This window comes from Xanthomonas sp. NCPPB 2632, assembly GCF_041228075.2.
Taxonomy (GTDB): domain Bacteria; phylum Pseudomonadota; class Gammaproteobacteria; order Xanthomonadales; family Rhodanobacteraceae; genus Luteibacter.
In genome coordinates, this window is the sequence record NZ_CM192979.1 from 1,684,366 (window position 1) to 1,707,089 (window position 22,724).

The 22,724-nt window shown below is 66.1% G+C and carries 18 protein-coding genes; 15 read left to right on the plus strand and 3 right to left on the minus strand.

Going from position 1 to position 22,724, the window contains the following annotated elements; translation table 11 throughout:
* Positions 1-27 precede the first annotated feature (27 nt).
* Complete coding sequence (locus AB8808_RS07730; protein ID WP_369928185.1) at positions 28-657, minus strand: GIY-YIG nuclease family protein; 630 nt, start codon at positions 655-657, stop codon at positions 28-30.
* 333 nt (positions 658-990) lie between these two features.
* Between AB8808_RS07730 and rimP the strand changes: the two genes are divergently transcribed.
* The 7 genes from rimP (at position 991) to pnp (ending at position 10,347) form a co-directional block, all read left to right on the plus strand.
* Complete coding sequence (rimP, locus tag AB8808_RS07735) at positions 991-1,536, plus strand: ribosome maturation factor RimP (RefSeq protein ID WP_369928187.1); 546 nt, start codon at positions 991-993, stop codon at positions 1,534-1,536.
* Between the two features lie 44 nt (positions 1,537-1,580).
* Positions 1,581-3,095 (plus strand): transcription termination factor NusA, encoded by a 1,515-nt coding sequence (gene nusA, locus AB8808_RS07740; RefSeq protein WP_369928189.1) that lies wholly within the window; start codon positions 1,581-1,583, stop codon positions 3,093-3,095.
* Positions 3,096-3,228: 133 nt separating this feature from the next.
* Complete coding sequence (gene infB, locus AB8808_RS07745; RefSeq protein WP_369928191.1) at positions 3,229-6,150, plus strand: translation initiation factor IF-2; 2,922 nt, start codon at positions 3,229-3,231, stop codon at positions 6,148-6,150.
* A gap of 78 nt (positions 6,151-6,228) precedes the next feature.
* The gene (rbfA, locus tag AB8808_RS07750; protein WP_369928193.1) at positions 6,229-6,603 is read left to right on the plus strand and encodes a 30S ribosome-binding factor RbfA; all 375 of its coding nucleotides are present in this window, start codon (positions 6,229-6,231) and stop codon (positions 6,601-6,603) included.
* Between the two features lie 280 nt (positions 6,604-6,883).
* Positions 6,884-7,801 (plus strand): tRNA pseudouridine(55) synthase TruB, encoded by a 918-nt coding sequence (truB, locus tag AB8808_RS07755; protein WP_369928195.1) that lies wholly within the window; start codon positions 6,884-6,886, stop codon positions 7,799-7,801.
* A gap of 143 nt (positions 7,802-7,944) precedes the next feature.
* Positions 7,945-8,211, plus strand: coding sequence for a 30S ribosomal protein S15 (rpsO, locus tag AB8808_RS07760; RefSeq protein WP_036142401.1), 267 nt, complete (start codon positions 7,945-7,947; stop codon positions 8,209-8,211).
* Between the two features lie 30 nt (positions 8,212-8,241).
* Complete coding sequence (gene pnp, locus AB8808_RS07765) at positions 8,242-10,347, plus strand: polyribonucleotide nucleotidyltransferase (protein ID WP_369928198.1); 2,106 nt, start codon at positions 8,242-8,244, stop codon at positions 10,345-10,347.
* A 356-nt stretch (positions 10,348-10,703) separates the two neighbouring features.
* Here pnp and AB8808_RS07770 read toward each other — a convergent pair whose 3' ends face one another.
* Positions 10,704-11,453 (minus strand): SDR family NAD(P)-dependent oxidoreductase, encoded by a 750-nt coding sequence (locus AB8808_RS07770; RefSeq protein ID WP_369928201.1) that lies wholly within the window; start codon positions 11,451-11,453, stop codon positions 10,704-10,706.
* Between the two features lie 77 nt (positions 11,454-11,530).
* Between AB8808_RS07770 and AB8808_RS07775 the strand changes: the two genes are divergently transcribed.
* The 7 genes from AB8808_RS07775 (at position 11,531) to gyrA (ending at position 20,935) form a co-directional block, all read left to right on the plus strand.
* Positions 11,531-12,097 (plus strand): TetR/AcrR family transcriptional regulator, encoded by a 567-nt coding sequence (locus tag AB8808_RS07775; RefSeq protein ID WP_369928203.1) that lies wholly within the window; start codon positions 11,531-11,533, stop codon positions 12,095-12,097.
* A gap of 85 nt (positions 12,098-12,182) precedes the next feature.
* The gene (locus AB8808_RS07780; RefSeq protein WP_369928205.1) at positions 12,183-14,537 is read left to right on the plus strand and encodes a glycoside hydrolase family 3 N-terminal domain-containing protein; all 2,355 of its coding nucleotides are present in this window, start codon (positions 12,183-12,185) and stop codon (positions 14,535-14,537) included.
* A gap of 18 nt (positions 14,538-14,555) precedes the next feature.
* Positions 14,556-15,611 carry a poly(R)-hydroxyalkanoic acid synthase subunit PhaE gene (locus tag AB8808_RS07785; RefSeq protein WP_369928207.1) on the plus strand — a complete coding sequence of 352 codons (1,056 nt, stop codon included), beginning with the start codon at positions 14,556-14,558 and terminating at the stop codon, positions 15,609-15,611.
* Positions 15,608-16,675 (plus strand): class III poly(R)-hydroxyalkanoic acid synthase subunit PhaC, encoded by a 1,068-nt coding sequence (locus AB8808_RS07790; protein WP_369928210.1) that lies wholly within the window; start codon positions 15,608-15,610, stop codon positions 16,673-16,675. The genes AB8808_RS07785 and AB8808_RS07790 overlap by 4 nt, the downstream gene beginning before the upstream one ends.
* Before the next feature lie 45 nt (positions 16,676-16,720).
* Entirely contained in the window at positions 16,721-17,734 is a 1,014-nt protein-coding gene (mtnA, locus tag AB8808_RS07795) for an S-methyl-5-thioribose-1-phosphate isomerase (RefSeq protein WP_369931346.1), read from the plus strand.
* A complete protein-coding gene (locus AB8808_RS07800) occupies positions 17,731-18,144 on the plus strand; it encodes a GtrA family protein (protein WP_354514038.1) in 414 nt (137 codons plus the stop codon). The genes mtnA and AB8808_RS07800 overlap by 4 nt, the downstream gene beginning before the upstream one ends.
* 139 nt (positions 18,145-18,283) lie before the next feature.
* Positions 18,284-20,935, plus strand: coding sequence for a DNA gyrase subunit A (gyrA, locus tag AB8808_RS07805; RefSeq protein WP_369928213.1), 2,652 nt, complete (start codon positions 18,284-18,286; stop codon positions 20,933-20,935).
* Positions 20,936-20,986: 51 nt separating this feature from the next.
* Here the strand turns inward: gyrA and AB8808_RS07810 are convergent, their stop codons facing one another.
* Complete coding sequence (locus tag AB8808_RS07810) at positions 20,987-21,469, minus strand: peroxiredoxin (RefSeq protein ID WP_369928215.1); 483 nt, start codon at positions 21,467-21,469, stop codon at positions 20,987-20,989.
* 304 nt (positions 21,470-21,773) lie between these two features.
* Here AB8808_RS07810 and AB8808_RS07815 point away from each other — a divergent pair, with 304 nt between their 5' ends.
* Positions 21,774-22,694, plus strand: coding sequence for a DnaJ C-terminal domain-containing protein (locus tag AB8808_RS07815; RefSeq protein WP_369928217.1), 921 nt, complete (start codon positions 21,774-21,776; stop codon positions 22,692-22,694).
* Positions 22,695-22,724: the final 30 nt, after the last annotated feature.

The following is a 22,724-nucleotide window of genomic DNA, read 5'->3' on the forward strand; positions in this document are numbered from 1 at the left end:
TTTTTGTCCGATCCAGGATTCCCCCGCTCAGCGGAACAGGCGTCGATGCTCGCCGTGGGCATACCAGTCCGCGACGCGATCGGGTACGAGGGGCTCGATCGACAGGCCGGCGGCCACGAACATGTCCAGTGTGTCGATGAGGGTCGTGCGCAACCGGTCGGCCCCGGCATCGCCGGGTGCGTTGTGCGCGGCCCAGTCCAGCGTGTCGACCAGCCGCAGCGACCAGTCGTGCAGCAGATCGGCGCGCGCCGAAAGGTAATCGGACAGCCAACCGGTGAGGCCGAGCTCGAGCGGGAAGCCTTCGCTCTGCGCAATCTCACTTAGTAACGAGACGGCCTCGGCGTAGATGCCCCGGTACCATTCCGTATGTCCCGCCGCGGACATCGGCACCACCAGCGGGGCCATGGCCCGTTCCGCGGCGAAGGCTTCGATCAGGCGCCGCTCGATCCGCCGGGCATCCTTTACCTTCTCGGTATCCAGCAGCAGCGCCCGGTCCAGGTCGAAAAAGTCGAAGAAGCGGCGGTGCAGCGTGCGGAAACGCGTGAACGGGTCCCGCGAGAAGCCGACCTTCAGCAGATCCTGGTCGCGGCATGGCAGCACGTAGACGTGCGCCCGGCCCTGGGAGGCGAAGCGGGGGTAGGGGACATCGTTCTCCATGCCGTCCAGTATCCCGTAGCCGTGTCGTCGGGGCGTTGTCGACCTTGCGCGAGAGCGTGTAAATACGATAGACTCAGTGAATCTTAAGCACCATCGGCACGGGCTTCGGCCTCTCACCGCAGGTGGCTTCAAGGAACTTTCTTTTTACAAGAAAGCCTCCTCGTGAGGCTTTTTTGTTGGGCGCACGGAGGCGTCCTGCGTCACTTCCGTGAGCGCCGTCAGGGCATCGCGGCGTCCGCGGGAGGAAAGTGTCGGATACATCGGCGAACGAAAGGAAGGGGCCGTTCGCGCCCTTTTCTTGTTTCTGGCGACCGGAAAAATACCGCAGGTAACGTGGATACAAACGCACTTTCACAACGCTTTTCAGACATCGTGGCCGAACTGGGCCTCGAAGTGCTGGGCATGGATTTCGGGCCCTCGGATGGGCAGATCACGCTGCGCGTCTATCTCGAGGTGCTGGCCGCCGAACGCGAGCGTCGCGAAGCGGCCGAGCAGTCCGTCGAGGTCACCGTCGAGGACTGCGAAGCCGCCAGTCGCGAGTTCTCCGCGTACCTGGATGTTGAAGACCCGATTCCCGGCAACTATGTACTGGAGGTCTCTTCCCCCGGTATCGACCGTCCCCTGTTCACGGCGGAGCAGTTCGCCCGCGTGAGCGGCCAGGAGGTCAAGGTGCTGCTGAGGGCCCCGATCGAGGGTCGCCGGCGCCTGAAAGGCAAGGTCATGGACGTCGTCGGCGAGCACATCGTGGTCGAGGGCGAAGCGGGCCGATTCGAATTCGAGCATGCGGACGTCGAAAGCGCCCGCGTGGTTCCCGACTGGGTGGCACTCGGCTATGCGCCGCAGCCGAAGCCCACGCCGGGCGGCAAGAAACCTAAATAACGATTGATGGGGTGCCTCGGGGCATCCTTACGGGAGTAGCGGCAATGAGCAAAGAACTTTTGCTGGTAGTCGACGCGGTCGCCAATGAAAAGGGCGTACCGCGCGAAGTCATTTTCGACGCCATGGAAGCGGCGCTGGCCTCGGCCGCCAAGAAGCGCTACCCCGATGAGGATCCGGACATCCGGGTCGAAATCGACCGCAACACGGGCGACTACGAGACCTTCCGTCGCTGGGAGATCATCGAGGACGACGGCGAGATGGAAGATCCGTCTTTCCAGATCCGCCTGATGGACGCTCAGGACGAAGCCGGCGAAGGCGAAGTGGCCGAGGTCGGTGGCTGGATCGAGCATCAGATCGAGAATGCCGAATTCGGCCGTATCGCCGCGCAGGCCGCCAAGCAGGTCATCGTGCAGCGCGTGCGCGAGGCCGAGCGCCAGCAGGTGGTCGACGCCTTCGTCGATCGCGTGGGCGAGCTGGTCACCGGTATCGTCAAGCGCGTGGAGCGCGGCAACGTCTACCTCGACCTGGGCAGCAATGCCGAGGCGTTCATCCCGCGCGACAAGACGATTCCCCGTGAATCGGCCCGCGTCGGCGACCGCGTCCGCGGTTACCTCTACGAAGTGAAGTCGGAAGTCCGCGGTCCGCAGCTGTTCGTGTCGCGCAGCGCGCCGGAATTCATGATCGAACTGTTCAAGCTCGAAGTGCCGGAAGTGGGCCAGGGCCTGGTCGAAATCAAGGGCTGCGCCCGCGACCCGGGCGACCGCGCCAAGATCGCCGTGGTCGCCCACGACAGCCGCACCGATCCCATCGGTGCGTGCATCGGCATGCGCGGTTCGCGCGTGCAGGCGGTGTCCAACGAGCTCAACGGCGAGCGCGTCGACATCATCCTGTGGCACGAGAACCAGGCCCAGTACGTCATCAACGCCATGGCGCCGGCCGAAGTCCAGTCGATCATCATGGACGAGGAAAAGCACTCCATGGATATCGCGGTGGCCGAGGACAAGCTGTCCCAGGCCATCGGCCGCGGTGGCCAGAACGTGCGCCTGGCCAGCAAGCTCACCGGCTGGCAGCTCAACGTGATGACGCAGGACCAGGTCACGGCCAAGACCGAGGCCGAGCAGGCCGCCGCCCTGGCGCTGTTCCAGGACAAGCTCGAAGTGGACGAGGAAATCGCCAGCATCCTGGTGCAGGAAGGCTTCTCGTCCATCGAAGAAATCGCATACGTGCCCAGTGCCGAGCTGCTGGCGGTGGAAGGCTTCGACGAGGATATCGTCGAGGAACTCCGCGCCCGCGCACGCGACGCCCTGCTCACGCAGGAGCTCGCCGCCGAGGAAGGTGTCGAGGAAATCACGGTCGACGAGGAACTGCTCGGCCTTGAGGGTATGGACGAAACGATCGCCATCGCGCTGGCGGATCGTGGTGTGAAGACGCTCGGCGACCTGGGCGACCTCGCCGTCGACGAGCTCATCGATATCGAAGGCATGACGGAGGAGCGCGCATCGCAGCTGATCATGGCTGCGCGCGCCCCGATGATCGCCCGCCTGGAGAAAGGTGGTTAAGCGCGAGACCGGAAGCGTCCTGGATGGACGCCTCGAGGGAGGCCACGAGGTCTCCCGCCATGGATGGAGGCAGCCGTACGGGTCATCGTCGGCACGTAAGGTTACGCGCGGGAACGGCGGAGAATAAAGAACGATGTCGGACGTCACTATCAAACAACTCGCCCATCAATTGGGCCTTCCGGTCGACAAGCTGCTCGGGCAGCTCGGCGAAGCCGGTATGAAATTCTCCGATGCGGAGCAGGTCATCAGCAGCACCGAAAAGGTGAAGCTGCTGGGCTTCCTGCGTCGCACGCATGGCAAGAACGATGCCGCTCCCGAAGGGGAAGGCACGTCGCCGCGCCAGATCACCCTGAAGCGCCGCACCGTCGGCGAGCTGAAGGTGAACTCGGGCTCGGGTCGCGGCGCCGGTCCGGCCAAGACGGTCAACGTCGAGGTCCGCGCCAAGCGCACGTACGTCAAGCGCAGCGCCATCGCCGAAGATGCTTCGCACGAGCCGGAGCGCGAGGATGCCGTGCGCAAGCTGGCCGAATCGCAGGCCCAGCGTGAGCAGGAAGAATCGCAGCGTCGCGAGGAAACCGAGCGCCGCGAGCAGGCCGAAGCGGCCCGTCGCGAAGCCGAGGCCGAAGCGCACCGCCAGGAAGCCGCTGCCGCCGAGTCGCGTCGCCAGGCCGAAGAAGCCGAGCAGCGTGCGCGTGCGGAAGCCGCCCGCGCACAGACCGAGGCCGCACCGGCACCGGCACCGGCGGATGCCGCGCCCGATGCCACCGCGTCCGAAGTCACGCAGCCCGCACCCGCGGCGTTGGGTGAGGACGGCTTGCCGACCCACCAGACGGCCAAGCTCGACAACCGCAAGCTCGGCATGATCCTGCCGCGCATCCACGAGCCGCGTAAGCGCGAGCGCGTGGTGTCCAAGCCGGTTCCGCCGCCGCCGCCCGCTCCCGCACCGGCACCGGTGGCTGCCGCCCCGGCACCGGCCGCGGCGCGTGCCGCCGCGCCGGCGCCTCGTCCGGCGCCCGGCGCCGTGGCGGCCGCCAACGACACCCGTGGCAACGCCCGTCCCAAGCACGGCGGCGGCGGTGGCTCGCCCGGCGGCGGTGGCGGTCGTAACGACCGCGATGCCGGCGGCAAGCGCTTCGCCGGTGGCGAAATGCACCTGTCCGATGCCGATCGCGCCCGTCGTTCGTCCAGCAACAACCGGCGTGGCGGCGGCAAGGACCGCGGCCGCATGACGGCATCGCGCGGCAACGCTTCCTCGGGTGGCCCGCACGGCTTCACGCGTCCCACCGCCGCGGTGGTGCGTGACGTGATGATCGGCGACAACAACCTCGTGACCGAGCTGGCCCAGAAGATGGCCGTCAAGGGCGCCGAGGTGGTCAAGGCGCTGTTCAAGATGGGCGTCATGGCCACGATCAACCAGACGATCGACCATGACACCGCCGCGCTGGTCGTCGAGGAACTGGGCCACAACCCGGTCCGCGCCACCGACAACGATGCCGAAGCCGCACTCGCCACGCATACGCAGAACGCGGAGCTGGAAGGCGACAAGGTCTCGCGTCCGCCGGTCGTCACGATCATGGGCCATGTCGACCACGGCAAGACCTCGCTGCTGGATTACATCCGCCGCACCAAGGTCGCCTCGGGCGAAGCCGGTGGCATCACGCAGCACATCGGTGCGTACCACGTCGAGACCAGCCGTGGCGTCATCACCTTCCTCGACACCCCGGGCCATGCGGCGTTCACGTCGATGCGTGCCCGCGGTGCGCAGTCCACGGATATCGTGGTGCTGGTGGTGGCGGCCGACGACGGCGTCATGCCGCAGACGCAGGAAGCCGTGAAGCACGCGCGCGCCGCCAAGGTGCCGCTGATCGTCGCAGTCAACAAGATGGACAAGTCCGGCGCCAACCCGGACAACGTCAAGCAGGGCCTCGGCCTTCTTGAAGTCATCCCTGAAGAGTGGGGCGGCGACACGCCGTTCGTGCCGCTTTCGGCGAAGACGGGCGACGGCGTCGATGCACTGCTCGACGCCATCTCGATCCAGGCCGAAGTCATGGAACTCAAGGCCGTGGCCGATGGCCGCGCCTCGGGTGTCGTGATCGAATCCAGCCTCGACCGCGGTCGCGGTCCGGTGGCCACGGTGCTGGTGCAGCAGGGCACGCTGAAGAAGGGCGACTTCGTCGTCTGCGGTGTCGAATACGGCCGCATGCGCGCGCTGGTGGACGAAACCGGCAAGCAGGTCAACGAAGCCGGTCCGTCGATCCCCGTACAGGTGCTGGGTCTGTCCGGCGTGCCCGAATCGGGTGACGACTTCGTCGCCGTGAAGGACGAGCGCCTGGCCCGCGAAGTGGCGGCCGAGCGTCTGCTCAAGCGTCGCGAAACCCGCCTGGTCTCGAAGTCCAACCGCCTGGAAGACATCATGGCGCAGATGGGCCAGGGCCAGGGCCAGCAAACCCTCAACATCCTGGTCAAGGCCGATGTGCAGGGTTCGGTCGAAGCGCTGCGCGATTCGCTCACCCAGATCGGTAACGAACTGGTCAAGGTGAACGTGATCTCGTCCGGCGTGGGCGGCATCACCGAGTCCGAAGCCACGCTGGCGGCGGCCTCCAAGGCGCTGGTCATCGGCTTCAACGTCCGTGCCGACGCGTCGGCACGCAAGGTGATCGATACCAACGGCCTGGATGTCCGTTACTTCTCGATCATCTACGACGTCATCGACCAGGTGAAGCAGGCGGCCTCCGGCCTCCTGGGCGTGGAGATCCGCGAAGAGATCATCGGTATCGCGCAGGTCCGCGACGTGTTCCGTTCGTCGAAGTTCGGCGCGGTCGCAGGCTGCATGATCACCGAGGGCCTCGTGAAGCGCTCCAAGCCGATCCGCGTGCTGCGCGACAACGTGGTGGTGTTCCAGGGTGAACTGGAATCGCTGCGCCGCTTCAAGGAGCTCGTCGACGAGGTCCGCAACGGCATGGAATGCGGTATCGCGGTCAAGCAGTACAACGACGTGAAGGTCGGCGACCAGATCGAGTGCTTCGAGCGTATCGAAGTGCCGCGCACGCTGTAACAGCGGGCAATGCGCCTCCCCGGCACACGCCGGGGAGGCTTTATGCTTTTATGCACCCTATTAAAACTGGAGGCGGATATGCCGTCCCGTGATTTCAAGCGCACCGACCGCGTGTCCGCCCAGCTCCGCCGCGAAATCGGCGAACTGGTCCACGCCGCCGTGCGCGACCACGCGCTGCCCTCGGTCAGCGTGTCCGACGTGGAAGTAACCCGCGACCTCGACTGGGCCACCGTGTGGGTCACCGCGCTGATGCCGGATCAGTCCGCCGAAGTGGTCAAGGCGCTGAAGGAATTCGCTCCCGAGTTTCGTCATGCGCTGTCCAAATCGATGATCCTGCGCAAGGTGCCCCAGTTGAAGTTCAAGTACGACGAGTCGGTCGACACCGGCGAGCGCATCGAGCGCCTGCTGCGCGAAAACCCCGTCCCGCCCGCCGACCCCGCCGACGAAACCTGATTCACCGCTCCAACCAAACCCACCACGCCCGTAGGAGCGCACGATGTGCGCGATCCAGGTCTCGCGATGGGGTGGGAGTGCTGCGTATGGCTCGGGGATAGGTGGGGCGCTGCGTCTGGCTCGGGATAGGTAGGGCGCTGCGTCGCCGCTTTGTTGGCTTTTCGCGCGAGCGGGTGAAGGGCGCCGCGTTGCCGCTTTGTTGGCTTTCCTCAAGGGTTAGGGGTGCCGCGTCGCCGCTTTGTTGGCTTTTCGCGCACAGCGTGCGCTCCTACATGTACTTATGACACGCCGAACTTTCCTCGACATCCACGGCATCCTCCTCCTGGACAAGCCGCTGGGCCTCAGTTCCAACCAGGCGTTGCAGGCGGCGCGCCGGCTGGTGGGCGCGGCCAAGGGCGGCCACACCGGCAGCCTCGATCCGCTCGCTACGGGGCTGTTGCCGCTGTGCTTCGGCGAAGCGACCAAGATCGCCGGCTGGCTGCTGGGGTCGCGCAAGGCCTACGAGGCCGAGGTTCGCCTGGGTGCCACCACGACCACGGCGGACCTGGAAGGCGACATCGTCGAGACGCGGCCGGTGCCGCCGCTGGACGACGCGACGATCGAAGCGGCGCTGGCCCCCCTGCGCGGGCACATCGTGCAGGTTCCGCCGGCGTATTCGGCGATCAAGCAGGATGGCGTGCCGCTCTACGTGCGCGCCCGTCGCGGCGAGGCGGTGGACGTGCCGGCCCGCGAGGTGGACGTCTACCGGCTCGAGGTGATCGAACGCCAGGGCGACACCGTTCGCCTCCATGTGGAGTGCGGCTCGGGCACCTACGTGCGCAGCCTGGCTGTGGATTTCGGCGCCCACCTGGGCTGCGGGGCGCACCTGACCGGCCTGCGCCGGCTCTGGGTCGAACCGTTCATGGCGCCTGCCATGGTCACCCTCGACCAGTTGCGCGACGCCGTCGAGACCGGTCCCGACCCGCTCGAGGCCCTGATCCTGCCGGTAGCCGCCGGCCTCAGCCATATTCCCCGGGTGGAACTCGATCCGGAGCAGACCCGTGTCCTCGGTTTCGGCCAGCCGGTGCCGCTGGGGCAGGGCGTGGCGCCCGGCCGCTGCGGTGTCTGGGGCGCCGATGGGCGCCTGATGGCGCTGGGCGAAACCGGCGGCGACGGCGTGCTGAGGGTGCTGCGGGGCTTCAATCTGCCGCCCGTATGAACGGGCTTGTTGCCGCTACGTGCAGGACGTTACAATTACGTGCTCGTTTAACAGCTTTCATTCAAAAGCGAGGCTTGCGCAACTTCATCGGTAGCCGTTGAGGTTGCGCAAGTCTCGCATCCGCTTTTAAGGAATCGATACACATGCTTACTCCTGAACAGACCGGTCAGATCATCAAGGATTTCGGCCGCAAAGAGAACGACACCGGCTCGTCGGAAGTCCAGGTCGCCCTGCTGTCCGCCAATATCACCGCGCTGCAGGAGCACTTCGCAGCACACAAGCAGGACCACCACTCGCGTCGCGGTCTGCTCAAGATGGTCAATCAGCGCAAGAAGCTGCTTGCCTATCTGAAGAAGAGCGATCTCGCTCGCTACCAGACCCTGATCGAACGCCTCGGCCTGCGCCGCTAAACCACCGGAACAGGACGAGGAGAGATCGAAGTGGCGAAAGTAACCAAGTCATTCCAGTACGGTTCTCACGAAGTCACACTGGAGACGGGCGAAATCGCCCGGCAGGCCTCCGGTGCGGTCATGGTCAGCATGGGCGGCACGGTCGTCCTGGTGACGGTCGTCGCAGCGCCCAAGGCGCGCGAAGGCCAGGACTTCTTCCCCCTCACGGTCGACTACATGGAGAAGTTCTACTCCGCGGGTCGCATTCCGGGTGGCTTCTTCAAGCGCGAAGGCCGTCCGACCGAGAAGGAGACGCTGACTTCGCGCCTCATCGATCGTCCGCTTCGTCCGCTGTTCCCGGAAGAGTTCCGCAACGAGATCCAGGTCATCGCCCAGGTCGTCTCGCTGAATCCGGAAGTGGATGGTGACATCCCGGCGCTGCTCGGCGCCTCGGCAGCCATGTCGCTCGCCGGCGTGCCCTTCAAGGGCCCGATCGGCGCGGCACGCGTCGGTTACGCCAACGGCCAGTACATCCTCAACCCGACCGCCACCCAGCTGAAGACGTCCGACCTCGACCTCGTCGTGGCCGGCACCTCCAGCGCCGTGATGATGGTCGAGTCGGAAGCGAAGCTGCTCAGCGAAGACGTCATGCTCGGCTCGGTGGTCTTCGGCCACCAGCAGATGCAGGCCGCGATCGACACGATCAACGCCTTCGTCGCCGAAGCCGGCGTCAAGACGTTCAAGTGGGACGCTCCGGTCGCCAAGACGGCGCTGTACGACGCGGTCAAGGCCGCCGTCGGCAACCGTTTCGCCGAAGCCTTCCAGATCCGCGACAAGCTGGCCCGTCGTGACGTCATCAGCGCGCTCAAGAGCGACGTGAAGACGGCCATCGCGGCCGACGCCGAAGCCAATGGCTGGACCGACGGCGACATCGGCAACGCCTTCGGCGAAGTCGAGTACCGCACCCTGCGCGACGGCGTGCTCAGCACCAAGGTCCGCATCGACGGCCGCCAGCTCGACGACGTTCGCCCGATCTCGGTGCGCGTCGGCGTCCTGCCGCGCACGCACGGTTCGGCACTCTTCACCCGCGGTGAAACTCAGGCGCTGGTCGTTGCCACGCTCGGCACCACGCGTGACTCCCAGCTGATCGACGCCCCGGAAGGCGAGTGGAAGGACACATTCCTCTTCCATTACAACTTCCCTCCGTTCTCGGTCGGTGAAACCGGTCGCGTCGGCAGCCCGAAGCGTCGCGAAATCGGCCACGGCCGTCTCGCCAAGCGCGGCGTGCAGGCTGTCAAGCCGACGATCGAAGAGTTCCCGTACGTGATCCGCGTCGTCTCGGAAATCACCGAGTCGAACGGTTCCTCGTCGATGGCGTCGGTCTGCGGTTCGTCGCTGGCCATGATGGACGCGGGCGTTCCGCTGAAGTCGGCCGTCGCCGGTATCGCCATGGGCCTGGTGAAGGAAGGCAACGACTTCGTCGTGCTCTCCGACATCCTCGGTGACGAAGATCATCTCGGCGACATGGACTTCAAGGTAGCCGGTACCGCCGATGGCGTCTCCGCGCTGCAGATGGACATCAAGGTCGACGGCATCACCGAAGAGATCATGCGTTCGGCGCTGGCCCAGGCCAAGCGCGGTCGCCTGCATATCCTCGGCGAAATGGCCAAGTGCATCACCGAAGCCCGCTCGGAAATGAGCGAGTTCGCGCCGCGCCTGCTGACCATCAAGATCCACCCGGACAAGATCCGCGAAGTGATCGGCAAGGGTGGCGCCACCATCCGTTCGATCACGGAAGAGACCGGCACCACCATCGACATCACCGATGACGGCAACGTCGTGATCGCCTCGGTCAACCGCGAAGCGGCCGAAGCCGCCCGCAAGCGCATCGAGCAGATCGTGTCGGACGTCGAGCCGGGCCGCATCTACGAGGGCAAGGTCGCCAAGCTGATGGACTTCGGCGCCTTCGTCACGATCATGCCGGGCAAGGATGGTCTGGTGCACGTGTCGCAGATCTCCAGCGAGCGCGTCGAGAAGGTCTCCGACAAGCTCAAGGAAGGCGATATCGTCAAGGTCAAGGTGCTGGAAGTCGACAAGCAGGGCCGCATCCGCCTGTCGATGAAGGCCGTTACCGAAGACGAAAACGTCACCGGCTGATCCATCGCCATCGACGAATGAAAAACCCGGCGCCGCGAGGCGCCGGGTTTTTTCGTTCAGGGCGTTTGGGGGGAGGGCTCGCCTTCGGCATCGCGTTTGGCTTTCGAGCGTTGGCGCCTTGGAGCAAGAGCCGGCGGGTATCCCCCTCGGGGCCACGCCTGCGGCGACCCGTCGTGGAAAGCCGCTAGCGCGGCCGTGTCTTTGATTCGCGCACATCGTGCGCTCCTACGCCGGAGGTAGGGCTGGTCTATCGATGCCTGATCCGCCGGCTCTTCCTCCGAGCCGCCAAAGGCTCGAGGCCGAACGACGCAATGCCGCAAGGCGAGCCCCTCCACGGCAATCCGCGATGAGCCTTCTTAAACAGCCAGCAGACCGCCATCCACGAAGAGTTCGGTACCGGCGATGTAGCTGCTCTCGTCCGACGCCAGGAACAGCACGGCGCGGGCCATTTCATCGGGCTGCCCCATGCGGCCGAGTGGCACCACCTGGTTGAACATGTCTTCCACGCCCGGCCGGGTATCCAGGTAGCCGCGCATCAGCTTCGTTTCGGTGCCGCTGGGCGATACCACGTTGACGCGGATGCCGCGGTCCTTCAGGTCGGAGGTCCAGCTGCGGGCGAACGAGCGCACGGCCGCCTTGCTCGCGTTGTACAGCGACTGACCCGGGAAGCCCTTGCTGCCGGCCACCGAGCCGTTGAGCACCACGGTGCCGCCCTTGACCATCAGCGGAAGCGCTTTTTGCACGGTGAAGATCAGGCCACGCACATTGAGGCCGAAGATGTGCTCGAAGGCGGCTTCGTCGATCTCACCGAGGGGGCGTACGTCGGATTCGGCGATACCGGCATTGCCGAAAACCACGTCCACCCTGCCGTGGTCGCGCTTGACGATGTCGTAAAGGCGGTCCAGATCGTCCAGGCGCGAGGCATCGCCCTGAACGCCGATGGCGCCGGCACCGATCTCGCTCACCGCTGCATCGAGCCGATCCTGCCGGCGGCCGGTGATGTAGACCGTCGCTCCTTCGGCGACGAAGGCCTTGGCCGTCGCCAGCCCGATACCTTCGCTGCCGCCCGTGATGACGACCACCTTGTTCTCGAATCGCTGTGCCATACCAGAGTCCTTATGAAGTGGAGGATTGCTCCACTTACTATATGGAGGCATCATCCACTTATCAATGGAGGGAGTTCATGAACCGAAAGCTCGTCACTGACGAGACACCGCTTCGTGCCGATGCCGCGCGTAACCGCGAGCGGATTCTCGAGGCAGCGGAGGCGGTGTTCGTCGAGCGCGGGGCCGACGCCTCGCTCGAGGAGGTCGCCAAGCGTGCCGGGGTCGGCATCGGCACGCTTTACCGTCGTTTTGCCACGCGGGACGAACTGCTGGCCGCGCTGAGCGACACGCGCCTGCTCGAGCTCGCCGAGGGCAGCCGGACGCGCGATGCCCTTGGCGCGGAAGCGTCGGTGCGCAGCTTCGTCCGTGAGCTGGTCGGTCATACCACCCATTACCGGGGGCTGGCTGCGTCGCTGGGCGCCGTGCTCAAGAGCGGCGCTGCGGGTTGTCAGGCCAGCAGCGAAGAAGCGCAGCGTCTGCTCGGGCGCGCGCAGGCGGCGGGCGTGATCCGTGGCGACGTGACCGTGGGTGATCTGGTCTGCGTCGTGATGGCCATCTGCCTGTCGGTCGAACAGGATGTTACGACGACGTCGCGCGTGGATCATCTGGTGGGCGTTTTCCTGGACGGCATCGGCACGCGCTGAGCGCGTCCATCCGTGACCGATACCCATGGCGATGTAAACGTTTCGCTGGCAGTCTCGGCGGGTTATCGCGCCCTCGGAGCCGTCCATGCCGCACCCCATCCGCCTTGGCTTTTGCATCGCGCTCGGCCTCGCCGTGGCGCCCGTCGCGGTCCGCCCCGCGCACGCCACCGACACGGCGGCAGCGCCTTCGAACGCGCAGATCGCATCGCCCGACATCGAGAGGAAAGTCGATGCGCTGCTGGCGCGCATGACGCTGCAGGAGAAGGTCGGTCAGCTTTCGCAGTACGCCGCCCAGGGCGGATCGACGGCGAAGGACACCGATGCGTTCGCGCCCAACCCGGAAACACGCACGAAGGTCGACACGATGGCGCTCGCCCGCAAGGGTGAACTGGGCTCCGTGCTCAACCTGGTCGGCGCGGCGAAGACGCGGCCCTTCCAGGAGGCCGCGCTGAAGAGTCGCCTCGGCATCCCCTTGCTGTTTGGCGCGGACATCATTCACGGCTATCGCACCATCTATCCGATTCCGCTGGCGCTTTCGGCGACGTGGGATCCGCAGCTCGTGCAGGACCTGTCGCGCATGGCCGCGCTCGAAGCGACACGCGGCGGCGTGAAATGGGTGTTCTCGCCGATGGTCGATGTCTCGCGTGACGCGCGCTGGGGTCGTTCGGCGGAGGGCGCCGGCGAGGATGCGTACCTGGGCTCGGCCATCGCGCGCGCGTACATCCGTGGCTACCAGGGCAACGACCTGGCCGACCCTGAAAACGTGGCGGCGTCGGTCAAGCATTTCGCTGCCTACGGCGCCGCCGAAGCGGGCAGGGAATACAACACCACCGATATGTCGGACGTGCGTCTACGCCAGGTCTACCTGCCGCCGTATCGCGCGGCGGTGGAGGAGGGCGCGGCGACGATGATGAGTGCGTTCAACGCGCTCAACGGCGTGCCGGCCACGGCCGATCCCTACCTCATGACCGACGTGCTGCGGAAGGAGTGGGGCTTCAACGGCTTCGTCGTCAGCGATTACACGGCGATCATGGAACTGACCCATCACGGTATCGCGCCGGATGCGGCCACCGCCACACGCAAGGCGCTGCAAGCAGGCGTGGAGATGGACATGATGAGCCATTACTACGACACGCAGATTCCCGCGTTGCTGGCGCAGGGCAAGCTGTCGATGGCCACGGTGGACGAAGCCGTGCGCCGCGTCCTGCGGGTGAAATTCGCGCTCGGTCTTTTCGAACACCCGTACGCGCGTGGCGTCGAACCGGCCGGGCCGACGGCGGCGAACCGTGCGCTGGCACGCCGCGCGGCGGAGGAATCGTTCGTGCTGCTGAAGAACGGCACGGTCGGATCCACGCCGTTGCTGCCGCTCGATGCCCATGTACGACACGTTGCCTTGATCGGTCCGCTGGCGGATGCAGCGAAGGAGATGCAGGGGCCGTGGGGCGGCTCGCGCACGTTCGACGACTTCACCACGTTGCGCAAGGGACTTGCCGATCGCCTGAAAGCGAACGGCGGTGAACTGATCTACGCGCCGGGCACCGCGATCGAGGGCGACTCGGAGGCCGGCTTCGCCGACGCGTTGAAGGCGGCGGCACGCGCGGACGTGGTCGTCATGGCGCTGGGTGAGGCCGCGCACATGAGCGGCGAAGCGGGCGCACGCGCGCACCTGGGGCTGCCCGGCAACCAGCAGAAGCTGCTCGAACAGGTCGTGGCCAGCGGCAAGCCGGTCGTGCTGCTGGTGTTCTCCGGCCGTCCGCTCGTGCTCGACTGGGCCGACCGGCACGTGCCGGCGATCGTGGCCGTGTGGTTTCCGGGTGTCGAGGCGGGCAACGCGGTGGCCGACGTGGTGTTCGGCGACGTGGCGCCCAGCGGCAAGCTGACCATGAGCTTCCCGTACACGGAAGGGCAGGAGCCGCTGTACTACAACGCGTTCCCGACGGGACGCCCCGCGGGTGACGCCGATACGCGGCGGCCTCCGTCGCATGACACGACCTTCGTATCGCGTTACATCGACACGCCCAACGAAGCCCTTTACCCGTTCGGCCACGGCCTGTCGTACACCACGTTCGGCTACGCCGACGTAACCGTATCGCGCTCCAGCGTGCCGCTCACGGAAGCGAACCGACGCGGTGCGAAGGATCTGGTCACGGTCACCGCCACCGTGAAGAACACCGGCCGGCGCGCGGGCACGGAAGTGGTCCAGCTTTACGTGCGCAACCTCGGTGCCAGCCTCGAGCAGCCGGTGCGTAGCCTCCAGGGCTTCCAGCGTGTGAGCCTGCAGCCCGGCGAGTCGAAGCAGGTTACCTTCCCGCTGGGCTTTGCCGAGCTCTCGTTCTGGAACCGCCAAAGCGTCCAGGTGATCGAGCCGACGCGCTACACGGTGTGGGTCGGCGGCAGTTCCACGGCCGACCGGGAAGCCGGATTCGAGGTGACGCCGTGAGTGCCGTACCATAGCGGCATGGCTGACAAACCCCACGATTTCATCGATCAGTACCAGGCCCTGGTCCGCGACGGCCTCGAGGCCTGGTCGCGCCAGTTCGACCCCAAGGCCGAGGCGGCGGGCGAGGTCGGTCCTGCCGATATCATGTCGCGCATGTTCACCGGCCTCGGCGGCTACGGCGACTGGATGCGCTCGTTCACCGCCGGTGAGCCGCTCGCGTCGCCTTTTGCCATGGGCGGCACGTCGTCGTTCGGCGGGGCGGGTATCGGCCCGATGCCGTTCGGGCCCGGGGGGCCGGGCATGCCGCCGTTCATGCCGGGCTCGCCTGGCACGGGGCCGTTCGGCTATGGGGCGCCACCTGGCGCCTCGGCATCGCCCGGTACGCAGGACTTCGACGACTGGGCCCGCGTGGCGCGCGAAGCGTTGTCGATGCCCGCGTTCGGTCTGACCCGTGAGCAGCAGGAAGAACAGCAGGCGCTGCTGCGGGCCTGGATCGACTACGCCGGGCATTACCAGCGCTACCAGACGCTTATGCAAGGGGTGCAGGATCGCGCGACGGCGGCGTTGCGCCAGCAGGCGCCGCCCACCGATACCGACTCGATGCGCTCGGTGTACGACCGTTGGGTCAGCCTCGCCGAAGAGAGCTATGGCGAGGCTGCGCTGTCGGAAGAATTCAAGGACGTCTACGCGGCCCTGGTCGACGCGCAGATGCGGCTGAAGCGGCTGCAGCAGAAGCAGGTCGAGCGTTTCGCCGTCCAGGCCGGCATGCCTACCCGGACCGAGGTCGACAGCCTCGGCGAGCGACTGCAATCGGTGCGCCGCGAGTTGCGCAAGTTGCAGGGCGTGGCCGCCGAGATCGACGCGCTGAAGGCGGACATCGCCGCGCTGCGCGGTTCGGGCACGAGCCCCAGGCCTGCGGTGAAGCCGGCGTCGGCGAAGAGGGGCGGTGCGACGAAGACCGCGGCCACCACGGTCCCGCTGAAGAAGGCTGCTGTGAAGAAGTCCCCTGCGAAGAAGGCGTCGTCGAACGAGGTCCCCCTGAAAAAGCCGGCCGCCACGGGCAACAAGCGATGAGCGACCACCCGTTCGCGTTCGACCCGGCCCGTGCGCAGGCCGAAGTGGAAGCCTTCCGGCGCAAGCTAGAAGCCGGCATGGAAACGCTGAAACACGTCGGCCCGATCGAACTCGGCGCGACGCCGCGTGAAGCCGTCTATACGGAAGACAAGCTCACCCTCTGGCACTTCAAGGGCAGCAAGGCGCCGACGGCGAAGACACCGTTGCTGATCTGCTACGCGCTGGTCAACACGCCGTGGATGGTCGACCTGCAGGAAGACCGCTCGATGGTACTCAACCTGCTCGAGCAGGGTGAAGACGTCTATCTGATCGACTGGGGCTACCCCGACGGCGCCGACCGCTGGCTCACGCTCGAGGATTACATCGACGGCTATCTCGATCGTTGTGTCGATGTCGTACGTGCGCGCCATGGCGACGAAGCACTGAACCTGCTCGGCATCTGCCAGGGCGGGGTGTTCTCGCTGTGCTACGCCGCGCTGCATCCGGAAAAGGTGCGCAACCTCGTCACCATGGTCACGCCGGTGGACTTCCATACACCGGACAACATGCTGTCGCACTGGGCGCGCAACATCGACATCGACCTGTTCGTCGACACGATGGGCAACATCCCCGCCGACCTGATGAACTTCACCTACCTCACGTTGAAGCCGGTGCGGCTCAACCAACAGAAGTACGTCAGCCTGGTCGACATCCTGGACAACCCGAAGGAAGTGGAAAACTTCCTGCGCATGGAAAAGTGGATCTTCGATTCGCCGGACCAGGCGGGCGAGGCGTTCCGCGAGTTCGCGCGCGATTTCTTCCAGAAAAACCTGCTGATCAAGGGCGAGGCGATGATCGGCACCCGCCGGGTCGACCTGAAGCACATCACGCAGCCCGTGCTCAACATCTACGCCGAGCAGGATCACCTGGTGCCGCCCGCCGCCTCGACACCCATGGGCGAAGCGATCGGCAGCGACGATTACACGGCCCTTGCCTTCCAGGGTGGCCACATCGGTATCTACGTCTCCGGCCGCGCGCAAAAGCAGGTGCCCCCTGCCATCCACGCGTGGCTGGCCGCCCGGTAGGAGCGCGCGATGCGCCACCCCCACCGCCAATGCGATAATGCGCCGATGAACACCTACGCCTCCCACGATTCCATTCGTGCCGTGCAATGGCACGGCGATCGCCTGCGCCTGCTCGACCAGCGGCGGCTTCCCGCCGAGGAAGTCTGGTTCGACAGCACCACCGCGGAGCACGTCACCACCGCCATCCGTGACCTGGCCGTGCGCGGCGCACCCGCGATCGGCATCGCCGCCGCGTGGGGCGTGGTGCTGGCGGCGCGGGCAGGGCAGGACCTGCCGGCCGCGATGGCCACGCTGCGCGCGGCGCGGCCCACGGCGGTCAACCTGATGTGGGCGCTGGATCGCATGAACCGCCGCATCGCCGAGGGTGCCGACACCGACGCACTGACGCGCGAGGCCCAGGCCATCCAGGACGAGGACCTCGCCGCCAACCGCCACATGGGCGAACTGGGTGCCGCCCTGATCGAGCCGGGCTCGCACGTGCTCACCCACTGCAACACCGGCTCGCTGGCCACGGCCGGTTACGGCACCGCGCTCGGTGTCATCCGTGCGGGCGTCGCCTCGGGTCATATCGAACAGGTCTACGCCGGCGAAACACGGCCCTGGCAGCAGGGCGCCCGCCTGACCATGTGGGAGCTGGTGCGCGACGGTATCCCCGCGCGCCTGATCGCCGACTCGGCCGCATCGCACCTGCTCAAGGACGGCAAGGTGAAGTGGGTGATCGTGGGTGCGGACCGCATCGCCGCCAACGGCGACACCGCCAACAAGATCGGCACCTACCAGCTCGCCATCGCGGCGCGGCACCACGGGGTCAAATTCATGGTGGTGGCCCCGTCGACCACGGTGGACATGGCCACCGCCCACGGCGACGACATCGAGATCGAACTGCGCGACGCGGCGGAACTGCTGTCGATGTCCGGCACCCGCACCGTGATCGAAGGCGCGGACGCGTGGAACCCGGTGTTCGACGTGACCCCGGCGGCGTTGATCGACGCCATCGTCACCGAGCGCGGCGTGATCCTCAAGCCCGACGAAACGCAGATGCGGACACTGTTTCCGTGAGCCATGTCCGCCGCGAACTGCTGTTGTTCGCGGTGGGTGGCGTGCTGGGCCTGCTGGTCGACGCCGGCATCGCCCAGTCGCTGGTCAGCTTCGCCGGCTGGAACATCTACACCGCGCGTATCGTCTCGTTCCTGTCGGCGGCCACGGCCACCTGGTGGTGGAACCGTCGGCACACCTTCGCGCACCGCCAGTCCGGGCGAAGCGCGCGCGCGGAATGGCTCCACTGGATGGGCCTGATGGCCGCCGGCGCGGTGGTCAACAACGGCGTCTACCTTGTCGTGCTCGAGGCGTTTCCCGCGCTGCGTCCCTGGCCCGCGGTGGCCGTGGCGGCGGGCTCCGCGGTCGGCGCCACGGCCAATTTCCTGTTCGCCAGGACCCTGCTTTTCCGCAGTCGGAAAACAGCCGCGTAAGTAATTGTTTTTACGCCCTTTTTAGCTGTCTTTTCCACACCCGTTGTGATACCATCGACAGGTTGGGTCGGCCGCGTCGCGATACCGCGACACATGCGGGTGACGGGGGCATTTTGATGGACATCCAGGAAGCCGTTTGATGGCAGAACTCGCCAAAGAAATCATTCGCGTCAACATCGAAGACGAGATGCGCCAAAGCTATCTCGACTACGCGATGAGCGTCATCGTCGGGCGTGCACTGCCCGATGTGCGCGACGGCCTCAAGCCGGTACATCGACGCGTTCTGTTCGCCATGAACGAGCTGGGCAACGGCTGGAACCGTGCCTACAAGAAATCGGCCCGCGTGGTCGGTGACGTCATCGGTAAATACCACCCGCATGGCGATTCGTCGGTGTACGACGCGATCGTCCGCATGGCCCAGCCGTTCTCGCTGCGCTACATGCTGGTCGACGGCCAGGGTAACTTCGGTTCGGTCGACGGCGACAACGCCGCCGCCATGCGATACACCGAGGTGCGCATGTCGCGCCTCACGCACGAACTGCTCGCCGATATCGACAAGGAAACCGTCGACTTCGGGCCGAACTACGACGAAAGCGAAAGCGAGCCGCTGGTCCTGCCAGCGCGCGTGCCCAACCTGCTGGTCAACGGTTCCGCGGGTATCGCCGTGGGTATGGCGACCAACATCCCGCCGCACAACATGACCGAGGTGATCAACGCCACGCTGGCGCTGATCGAGGAACCCTCGCTCGGCGTCGACGAGCTGATGACGCATATCCCCGGTCCGGATTTCCCGACCGCCGGCATCATCAACGGCTCCTCCGGCATCGTCGAGGCCTATCGCACGGGCCGTGGCCGCATCCTGGTGCGTGCGCGCACCGAGATCGAAACCGAGGCCAACGGTCGCGAAACCATCCTCATCCACGAGCTTCCCTACCAGGTCAACAAGGCGCGGCTGATCGAGAAGATCGCCGAGCTGGTCAAGGAAAAGAAGCTCGAAGGCATCAGCGAGCTGCGCGACGAGTCCGACAAGGACGGCATGCGCGTGGTCATCGAGATCCGCCGCGACGCCATGGGCGACGTGGTGCTGAACAACCTGTTCCAGCAGACGCAGCTGCAGGTCACTTTCGGCATCAACATGGTCGCGCTGCTCGACGGCCAGCCGAAGCTGATGAACCTCAAGGACATCCTCGAGGCGTTCATTCGCCATCGCCGCGAAGTCGTCACCCGTCGCACCATCTTCGACCTGCGCAAGGCACGCCAGCGCGCGCACATCCTCGAAGGCCTGACGGTGGCCCTGGCCAACATCGACGAGATGATCGAACTGATCCGCACGTCGGCGTCCTCGCAGGAAGCCCGCGAGCGCATGGTCGCGCGTCGCTGGGAGCCGGGCCTGGTCAAGGCGCTGCTCGCCGCCACCGGCGCATCGTCCTCGCGCCCGGAAGACATGGACCCGCGCGAAGGCCTGCGTGACGACGGCTACCAGCTGTCCGAAGCCCAGGCCACCGAAATCCTGCAGATGCGCCTGCATCGCCTTACCGGCCTGGAGCAGGAAAAACTCTCCGACGAATACAAGGAAATCCTCGAGGCCATCCGTGGGCTCATCGACATCCTGGAAAACCCGGCGCGCCTGCTAGAGGTCATCCGCGAGGAACTGGAACAGATCCGCACGGATTACGGCGACGCCCGTCGCACCGAGATCCAGCATTCGCAGGAAGACCTCAACGTCCTCGACCTCATCGCACCCGAGGATGTCGTGGTCACGTTGTCGCACACCGGCTACATCAAGCGGCAGTCGGCCAGCCTCTATCGTGCGCAGAAGCGCGGCGGCAAGGGCCGTTCGGCGTCGGCGCTGAAGAACGAAGACGTGGTGCAGCAGCTGTGGGTGGTGAACACGCACGACACGCTGCTCACCTTTACCAGCACCGGCCGCGTGTACTGGCTCAAGGTGTACCAGATGCCGGAAGCCGGCCCGGGTGCGCGTGGCAAGCCCATCGTCAACCTGCTGCCGCTGGGTGAGGGCGAGAAGGTGCAGGCCTTGCTGCCGGTGCGCGAGTACGACCCGACCTGCTTCGTCTTCTTCGCCACCCGCCATGGCACCGTGAAGAAAACGCCGCTGACGGAGTTCGCGTTCCAGCTGCAGAAGGGCAAGGCCGCCATCAACCTCGACGAGGGCGATGCGCTGGTCGATGTCGCCATGACGAGCGGCGAGAGCGATGTGCTGCTGTTCGCCTCCAACGGCAAGTCGGTGCGCTTCGACGAGGGCACCGTCCGCTCGATGGGCCGCACGGCCACCGGTGTGCGCGGCATGCGCCTCGCCGACGGTTCGGAGGTCGTCTCGCTGATCGTGGCCAAGGGCGAGGGTGACATCCTCACCGCCACGGCGCGTGGCTATGGCAAGCGCACCGAGCTGCATGAGTTCCCGAAGAAGGGTCGCGGCACGCAGGGCGTCATCGCCATCCAGTGCTCGGATCGTAACGGCCAGCTCGTCGCCGCCACCCAGGTCACCGAGACGCAGCAGCTGATGCTGATCTCCGACCAGGGCACGCTGGTGCGCACACGTGTGTCCGAAGTCTCGCAGCTCAGCCGCAATACGCAGGGCGTCACCCTGATCAAGCTGCCCAAGGACGAGACGCTGATCGGCATCGTGCGCCTGGAAGCGGAAGAGGAACTGGAAATCGACGGCGAGCTTGCCGGCGACCTTGCTGCCATCGATGGCGACGCCGCGGCGGACATGCCGCCGGTCGAAAGCGGTCCGGTGGACGACGAAGGCACCGAACCGAGCGACGCGTAAACCGATCGACGCGTCACGAGAAACCCCCGCGGTATACGCGGGGGTTTTTTTTCAGCTGTCGATCGCCTGCAACATCGTCTCCGCCGTCGACACGCGGAACTCGCCGGGCGCCTCGACGTTCAGCACCTTGACCACGCCATCTTCCGCATAGAGCGCGAAACGCTTCGCGCGGATACCCATGCCGTTCTTGGTGCCGTCCAGTTCCAGGCCCATCGCCTTCGCGAACGTGGCATTGCCGTCGCCCAGCATCAGCAGCCCGTCGGGTACGCCCTGCGATTCGCCCCAGGCGTGCATCACGAAGGCATCGTTCACGGACAGGCAGGCCACCGTGACTCCGCGTGCCTTGAAATCCTCCAGGTGCTGGATGTAGCCGGGCAGGTGCTTGTTGGAGCAGGTCGGGGTAAAGGCACCCGGCACCGCGAACAGCACGACCTTGCCGTTACCGAGGACGTCGGTGCTGGAGACGGTCTGGATGCCGTCCTGGAAGACGGCTAGCGTGGCTTCGGGAATGCGATCGCCGACGGCAATGGTCATGGCAAGGTCCTTGGGGTGATGGAAGTGCCGAGTGTACGGGAAGGCGCTTTTGCTGAAGCGACGGCAACCGTTGCCGGCGAGCTCTTGAATCGCGCCCGGGCGATCATATGTTTCATCCCATACGGCCAGTCGGCCGAAAAACTTCTTGGGAGTCAGAGAGATGAGCCAGCTTTGTCATGTATCGTTGCATTATGGTTAACGCCGCGGGCTGATTCGCTCTAAGCTTGGAAGCCTGGCCCGCGGTGGACACGTTCCGCCGCGGGCATTTCGTTTTTTGGTGGTCGACACAAGCCCGGGAGAGCCTGTGGAGTTCAAGGATTATTACGAAGCCTTAGGGGTCAAGCCCGACGCGACCGACGCCGATATCAAGGCGGCGTATCGCAAGCTTGCCCGTAAATACCATCCCGACAAGAACAAGGAGCCGGGGGCCGAGGAAAAGTTCAAGGCGATCAACGAGGCCAACGAGGCCCTGAAGGATCCCGAGAAGCGCCGTCAGTACGACCAGATCCGCGCGGGCGGTTATCGCCAGGGCGAGCAGTTCCGTCCGCCACCGGGCTTCGGCCAGGGCCAGGGCGGGGGATTCGATTTCGGCGACATGGGCGGCCGCGGTGGCGGCGACTTCAGCGACTTCTTCGAAAGCCTGTTCGGCGGTGCCGGGCGGGGCAGGGGTCCGCAGCAGCAGGCCCAGGCGCGTCGCGGCCGCGATATCCAGGCCAGGATCGAGACCGACCTGCAGACCGCCTTCACCGGCGGCAAGACGCGTGTGGTGCTGAACGACTCGAACGGCGGCGAGCGGACGCTGGAAGTAAAGATCCCGGCGGGCATCGCGTCCGGCCAGACCATTCGTCTGGGCGGGCAGGGGCACCCCGGCGCCGGCGGCGGCCCCTCGGGCGATCTGCTGCTGGAGATCGGCATCCGTGACGATGCGCGCTTCCGGCTGGACGGCCGCACCGTCACGCACACGCTGCCGATCACCCCGTGGGAGGCCGCGCTGGGCGCCACGGTGCCCGTGCCGACCCTGGGCGGCCACGTGGACCTGCGTATCCCCGCCGGCTCGCAGTCCGGTCGCAAGCTGCGTCTCAAGGGCCGCGGCCTGCCGGGCACGGAGCCCGGCGATCAGATCGTGGTGCTGGAGATTCGCGTCCCCGTGCCGGAAACGCACGAAGAGCAAGCGGCCTACGCGGAGTTCAAGGACGCCTTCAGCGGCTTCGACCCCCGCCGCTAACTCGTCGCGGGGTGTGTGTAGGAGCGCACG